Source organism: Aeromonas taiwanensis (assembly GCF_000820165.1).
Taxonomy (GTDB): Bacteria; Pseudomonadota; Gammaproteobacteria; order Enterobacterales; family Aeromonadaceae; genus Aeromonas; species Aeromonas taiwanensis.
The window spans coordinates 1-5,957 of sequence record NZ_CDDD01000006.1 but is presented as its reverse complement, the minus strand read 5'-3'; the positions used below and the strand labels follow the sequence as shown (position 1 = coordinate 5,957).

The following is a 5,957-nucleotide window of genomic DNA, read 5'->3' as shown; positions in this document are numbered from 1 at the left end:
GGCGTGCGCACGCCTCCTTCCCTGGTCAACATCTACAAGGAAATGCAGCGGGATCTGCCCGGTTTTGTCACACCCGGCCACGGTTTTCTGGAGTCCTGGGCCAGGCAGGGGGTGCTGTTGCTCAATACGGTGCTGACGGTGCAGGCGGGCATGGCCCACTCCCATGCCCACCTGGGTTGGGAGACCTTCACCGACAGGGTCATCGAGCAGCTCAACGCGAGCCGCGAGGGGGTCGTGTTCCTGCTGTGGGGGGCCCACGCCCAGAAGAAGGGCCGCTTTATCGACAGGTCGCGCCACCATGTGCTGAGCGCTCCCCATCCAAGCCCGCTCTCCGCCCATCGCGGCTTCATCGGCTGCGGTCATTTCTCCGAGGCAAACCGCCTGCTGACCCAGCAGGGGATGAGCCCCATCGACTGGCTCTCGGTCTGCCGCGACACCGCCGTACCTACTGCCTGATAACCCTGTGTACGGGGGCGCCGACAAGGCGTCATCGCGCCCCCGTGATGGCCGGTGTCAGGGGATCCGTGCAGGAATCCGGGCGTCCATTGTCTGCTGTCGACTTGATTGAGTGCAAAGTTCACGTAATAAATGACCGTATACTCGAGAGAGTATTCTTCTCAATTCAGTGCAAGGAGTGCCCATGTTATCGAGTCTGCACAAGGACCATATCAACATCACCCGGTTGCTGACGCTGCTCAGGCAGAAGCTGGTCGCCATTCGCAACGAGCAGCCGGTGAGCTATTTCCTGCTCAGGGATGTGGTGGACTATCTCAGGGAGGTATCCGACAAGTACCACCACCCGAAAGAGGACATGATTTACGACTACTACCTGAAGTACAGGGTCGTGGAGGGGGAGGTGGCGAACCGCCTGCATGAGGAGCACGCCCGCCTGCTGGATGCGGGCACCGAGCTCAAGGAGATGGTGGAGATGATCCTGATGGACGCGGTCATCCCGCTGGATCAGTTCACCGACAGGCTGGAGCAGTTCATCGCGCAGCAGGAGGCGCACATGAACTATGAGGAAGGGGTGATCTTCCCCCATCTGCGCGACTCCCTGACAGAAGATGACTGGCGCCACCTCGAACAGCTCTGGCAGAACCGGGCCATCAATGATCCCCTGTTCGGGGCCGAGGTGAGCCAGCACTTCCAGGCGCTGGCCAAACAGCTCTCGCTGCCTGCCTCCTGAGTTCCCGACACCTGAAAACAACGCCCCGGCCAAGCCGGGGCGTTGTTTTCAGGTGTCCGCTCATCCGAGCATGACAGGGGGCGAGCTTGCTGCGATCAGAGTTCCAGTTCGTCCGACCCCTCGTAGGCGATGTCGATGGCCTGCAGCTCCTTTTGCAGGCGGTGCTTGTCTTTAAGCGCCTCAATCTCACGCCATTTGCGTTTTTTTCCCGTTGTCCCGCGGCTACGTGAACCCAGCTCAACGACCTCGTCAAAATCGAAGTTGAACATGTCCATGGCTCCCTCCTTGGTTTTATGGTTTTCACCATCCGTATAACACGACGCCTTTGAAAATAAAACGTTTTTATGACGGAGTTGTGACAAGCGGGAACGGGGATAAAAAAACCGGGCTGCCCTTGCGGGAGCCCGGTTGTTATCGACCCGACAGCGGTGGCTGATGACGGATCAGATGGCCGCTATGGCGTCTGTCAGAGACGGCTGGCCAGCATGGTTTCCAGCTTGCCCTGGTCGACGGCGAACATGCGGATGCCTTCGGCCAGTTTCTCGACGGCCATGGCGTCCTGGTTCAGCTCCCAGCGGAATTCGGCTTCGGTCATCGGAGTCGGTTTGGCCTGACGCTCGCCGGTGTAGTCCAGCTTGCGCACCACGGCGCCTTCAGCCTTGCTCAGCTCTTCCAGCAGGGCAGGGCCAATGGTCAGGCGGTCGCAGCCGGCCAGTTCCAGGATCTCGCCGGTGTTGCGGAAGCTCGCACCCATGACCACGGTCGGGTAGTCGTGCTGTTTGTAGTAGTTGTAGATGGCGGTGACGGAGACCACGCCCGGATCTTCGCTCGCGGTGTAGTCACGGTTGTGCTTGGCCTTGTACCAGTCGAGGATGCGGCCCACGAACGGGGAGATCAGGAAGGCACCGGCTTCGGCACAGGCGCGGGCCTGGGCGAAGGAGAACAGCAGAGTCAGGTTGCACTGGATGCCCTCTTTCTCCAGCACCTCGGCGGCGCGGATCCCTTCCCAGGTGGAGGCCAGTTTGATCAGGATACGATCGTTGCTGATGCCTGCTTCGTTGTAGAGGCGGATCAATTTGCGTGCCTTGGCGATGCTGGCGTCGGTGTCGAAGGAGAGACGGGCGTCCACTTCGGTGGAGATGCGGCCCGGGACGATTTTCAGCACTTCCAGACCGATGTTGACCGCCAGCTTGTCGCCCGCGTCGATGACTTGCTGTGCCTTGTCCTGGCTCTGGGATTTGGCCCAGTTGATGGCGTCTTCGATCAGGGGGGCATACTCGGGGATCTCGGATGCCTTCAACACCAGGGAGGGGTTGGTGGTGGCATCGATGGGCTGGTAACGCTTGATGGCTTCGATATCACCGGTATCGGCAACTACCGTGGTCAGGGCTTTCAGCTGGGTCAATTTATCGGCCATAGCAAATATCATCTCTTTATGAGGGAGCAATCCCAGGGGTTGCGGGCATGAGACGACAGTTCTGAAATAAAATTACAAAATCCCGGCGGCTCAGGCTCAGAAAGGCACGATGGGGGCGACCCATCGTCATTGCCTGCCTAATTAATACGGATGTGGCGCTTCCTGCAATAGGGGCGCTTGTATGGGAATCATCCAGGTGTGGGAAGGGGAGGGGAGGCTAAGATAAAAGTATTTGATAAAAAAGACTTTTATTGATTTTGCTGGGAATGGATGGCGGCTTGGGCAAACACAGTTTTTTTCATGGGCTGTCAGTTTTGTGCGATACGTCACACAAATATTATTGTCAGCTACTTGAAATTTAATTACGTGTAAAACGTTTTGCGTTTTCAGCCCCGAAAAGTACGCACCGAAAGGCAAACGCTTGTCTTCTTGCCGACCCCCGGGTCTGCCCGTTTGGCCACCCCGGGGCGCGTGCACACATGGTTCTCTATTGACCCCCACTTGGGGTCGCCCCCATGCTGAATCAATTTTTGTTGATTTTTTGCGTGCTTAATGAAGCTTTTTTGCGTCAAATCGCTCGTTTTTTGCCTCCATAGTGAGCTGCATCACTATTCTGAATTCCCTCGCTATGCTAGATTCCGCCCCTTCGGCGCAATGCTAATTCGGAAATTGACAGAGAGCGGTCAGCGCAGACTGACCATGGATGTGATAACAACGAGAGATTTATGGACACCTTGATTGCAATGATTAACGACCTGATGTGGGGAGCCGTGCTCATTTACCTGCTCATCGGGGTCGGACTCTTCTTTACCTTCCGCCTGGGTTTTATCCAGGTCCGCCACTTCGGCCACATGTTCTCGGTTCTGCGCAATAGCCGCAAATCCGACAGCGCCGGCATCTCCTCCTTCCAGGCCCTGTGTACCAGCCTGGCCGCCCGCGTCGGCACGGGCAACCTGGCCGGTGTGGCCGTCGCCATCTATCTGGGTGGTCCTGGTGCCGTGTTCTGGATGTGGCTGATCGCCTTCATCGGTATGGCCACCGCCTTCGTCGAAAGCACCCTGGCCCAGCTCTACAAGGTCAAGGATGAGGACGGCAACTACCGTGGTGGCCCCGCCTATTACATGGAGAAGGGGCTTGGCATGCGCTGGATGGGGGTGGTCTTCTCCCTCTGCCTGCTGCTGGCCTTCGGCCTGGTGTTCAACGCGGTGCAGGCTAACTCCATCAGCCTGGCCATGAACGTCGCCTTCGGCATCCCCGACTGGGTGAGTGGTCTGGCCCTGGTGGTGCTCTCCGGCCTCATCATCTTCGGGGGCATCCGCGGCATCGCCCGTTTCGCCGAGCTGGTGGTGCCCTTCATGGCGCTGGCTTACATCCTGATGGCGCTGTTCGTGGTGATCATGAACATCGGTGAGTTGCCCGGGGTTCTGGCTCTCATCGTCAAGTCTGCCTTCGGTATCGAGCAGGCGGGTTCCGGTGCCATGGGCTATGCCATCTCCCAGGCGATGATCAACGGCATCAAGCGCGGTCTCTTCTCCAACGAGGCGGGCATGGGCTCTGCCCCCAACGCCGCCGCGACCGCGACCCCTTATCCGCCCCATCCGGCTTCCCAGGGCTATGTGCAGATGCTGGGTGTCTTCCTCGACACCATAGTCATCTGTACCTGTACTGCGGCCATCATCCTGATGTCCGGTCAGTTCGAGCCGGGCTCCGGCGTGACCGGGGTCGAGCTGACCCAGCGTGCGCTCTCCTCCCAGGTGGGTGGCGGTGGCAACATCTTTATCGCTGCGGCCATCTTCTTCTTCGCCTTCACCTCCATCGTGGCGAACTACTCCTACGCCGAGACCAACCTGGTGTTCCTCGAGCACAACCACAAGGGCGGCCTGATGCTGTTCCGGATGTTCGTGCTGGGCATGGTGATGTTCGGTTCCGTGGGCGAGCTGCCGACCGTGTGGGCCCTGGCGGATGTCTCCATGGGGCTGATGGCCATCGTCAACCTGATCGCCATCCTGCTGCTCTCCGGCGTCGCCATCAAGCTGGCCAAGGATTACAACGACCAGCTCAAGGTGGGTCGTGTGCCCACCTTCGATGCCAACAAGTACCCCGAGCTGCGCAGCCAGCTGGAAGAAGGGATCTGGGACAACCCGCCCAAAAAATAAGAACGAGTGAGTCAGACCGACAAGGGGAGCCAGTGGCTCCCCTTTTTTATGCGTTAGTGCCATCCCAACGGCGACAGACCTGCGCCAGCCGTCGTTGCAGCTGACGCCAGCAGCGCCGGCGTTGCCCCTTGCCGAGGGGGGCATGGCGCCACCTGCGATAGAGCCAGGCACTCTGCCTGAGGGAGTGGGACAGCTCGGGGCGCTGCTGTGCCAGCCGCTCGCACCAGGTGGCCATGGCTTCCCCCGGGGCGGGGGCGCAGCCGATGCGTTGGCCCCGCTTCAGCAGGGGCGACCAGATCCGCCGCTGGGGTGGCTGGCGGCCGGGCCAGAGCAGGGGCAGGCTCACCAGCAGGGTGACCAGCATCAGGCTGGCGAGGATGAGCCAGGGTGTCTGGTCGGCCATCACGGGCCAGCGTTGGCCGAGCCGTTGCCATATTTGGCTGGCATCGTGACCCAGCACCCAGCGGCTCCATTGATAGTCGATGTTGCTGCCCCACCAGCGCAGCTGGTTGAGCAGGGCCCAGTCGCGATAGCGCTGCAGGGAGAGGGGATCGGCGGCGGTAAACTCCGCGTTCAACGCCTCGGGGATGCCTTCCTCGATGCGATCTGGCGCGACCACCGCCGTGGGGTCGATACGCCGCCAGTGTCCGCGCGCATCGAGGTACTCCACCCAGGCGTGGGCATCGAACTGGTGGACGGCGAGATAGTTGCCGCTGGGATTCCACTCGCCGCCAAGATAACCGGTCACCAGCCGGGCGGGCACCCCGGCCGCGCGCAGCACGAAGGCGGTGGCCATGGCGTAGTGGCCGCAGAAGCCGCGCCGGGTATCGAACAGAAACTCATCCACCCCATGGTCTGCGAGCGGCGGGGGGGTCAGGGTGTAGGCGTAGGGCTCGCGGCGAAAGGTCGCCAGCAAGGCGGCCACCATGGCATCCCGCTCGGGGTATCGCTCGCGCAAGTCGAGGGCGAAGGCGCGCGCCCTGGGGTTGCCCGTTGCGGGCAGTTGCAGATTGCGCTGGCGCGATGACGGGGGGACACCTTGCTCCGCCTGAAGGCCGCTTACCCGATAACGAATGGTGGTCTCGCCGCGCCCCTGGCGATAGAGGGTGGCAAGGGGGGTCAGCTGCACCGGGCCCTCCAGCGCCCCTGGGTCGGTCAGGGCAAAGGCCCAGCGATGGCGCTGGGCCTTTGCCCTGAC

6 protein-coding genes are annotated in these 5,957 nt (G+C 60.9%); 3 read left to right on the top strand and 3 right to left on the bottom strand.

The features are described 5' to 3' along the window. Positions 1 to 456: uracil-DNA glycosylase (gene ung / locus BN1136_RS00950; RefSeq protein ID WP_043807930.1), on the top strand; the 456-nt coding region annotated here is incomplete at its 5' end. Between the two features lie 184 nt (positions 457 to 640). Further along, a complete protein-coding gene (locus BN1136_RS00945) occupies positions 641 to 1,186 on the top strand; it encodes a hemerythrin domain-containing protein (protein WP_043762060.1) in 546 nt (181 codons plus the stop codon). Between the two features lie 95 nt (positions 1,187 to 1,281). Here the strand turns inward: BN1136_RS00945 and BN1136_RS00940 are convergent, their stop codons facing one another. Both BN1136_RS00940 and tal read right to left on the bottom strand, forming a co-directional pair. Next, positions 1,282 to 1,461 (bottom strand): DUF3545 family protein, encoded by a 180-nt coding sequence (locus tag BN1136_RS00940; protein ID WP_043762059.1) that lies wholly within the window; start codon positions 1,459 to 1,461, stop codon positions 1,282 to 1,284. Between the two features lie 191 nt (positions 1,462 to 1,652). Beyond that, the gene (gene tal / locus BN1136_RS00935; protein WP_043762057.1) at positions 1,653 to 2,603 is read right to left on the bottom strand and encodes a transaldolase; all 951 of its coding nucleotides are present in this window, start codon (positions 2,601 to 2,603) and stop codon (positions 1,653 to 1,655) included. Between the two features lie 725 nt (positions 2,604 to 3,328). On the opposite strand from tal, the gene BN1136_RS00930 reads away from it, so the two are divergent. Further along, positions 3,329 to 4,759, top strand: a complete 1,431-nt coding sequence (locus BN1136_RS00930; protein WP_043762056.1) for an alanine/glycine:cation symporter family protein — start codon at positions 3,329 to 3,331, stop codon at positions 4,757 to 4,759. Between the two features lie 46 nt (positions 4,760 to 4,805). Here BN1136_RS00930 and BN1136_RS00925 read toward each other — a convergent pair. Beyond that, positions 4,806 to 5,957: transglutaminase-like domain-containing protein (locus tag BN1136_RS00925; protein ID WP_043807927.1), on the bottom strand; the 1,152-nt coding region annotated here is incomplete at its 5' end.

What these genes read in the sequence shown, in the direction of transcription:
- BN1136_RS00945 (WP_043762060.1), top strand. Translation starts at nt 641, where the DNA reads ATGTTATCGAGTCTGCACAAGGACCATATCAACATCACCCGGTTGCTG.
- tal (WP_043762057.1), bottom strand. Translation starts at nt 2,603, where the DNA reads ATGGCCGATAAATTGACCCAGCTGAAAGCCCTGACCACGGTAGTTGCC.
- BN1136_RS00940 (WP_043762059.1), bottom strand. Translation starts at nt 1,461, where the DNA reads ATGGACATGTTCAACTTCGATTTTGACGAGGTCGTTGAGCTGGGTTCA.
- BN1136_RS00930 (WP_043762056.1), top strand. Translation starts at nt 3,329, where the DNA reads ATGGACACCTTGATTGCAATGATTAACGACCTGATGTGGGGAGCCGTG.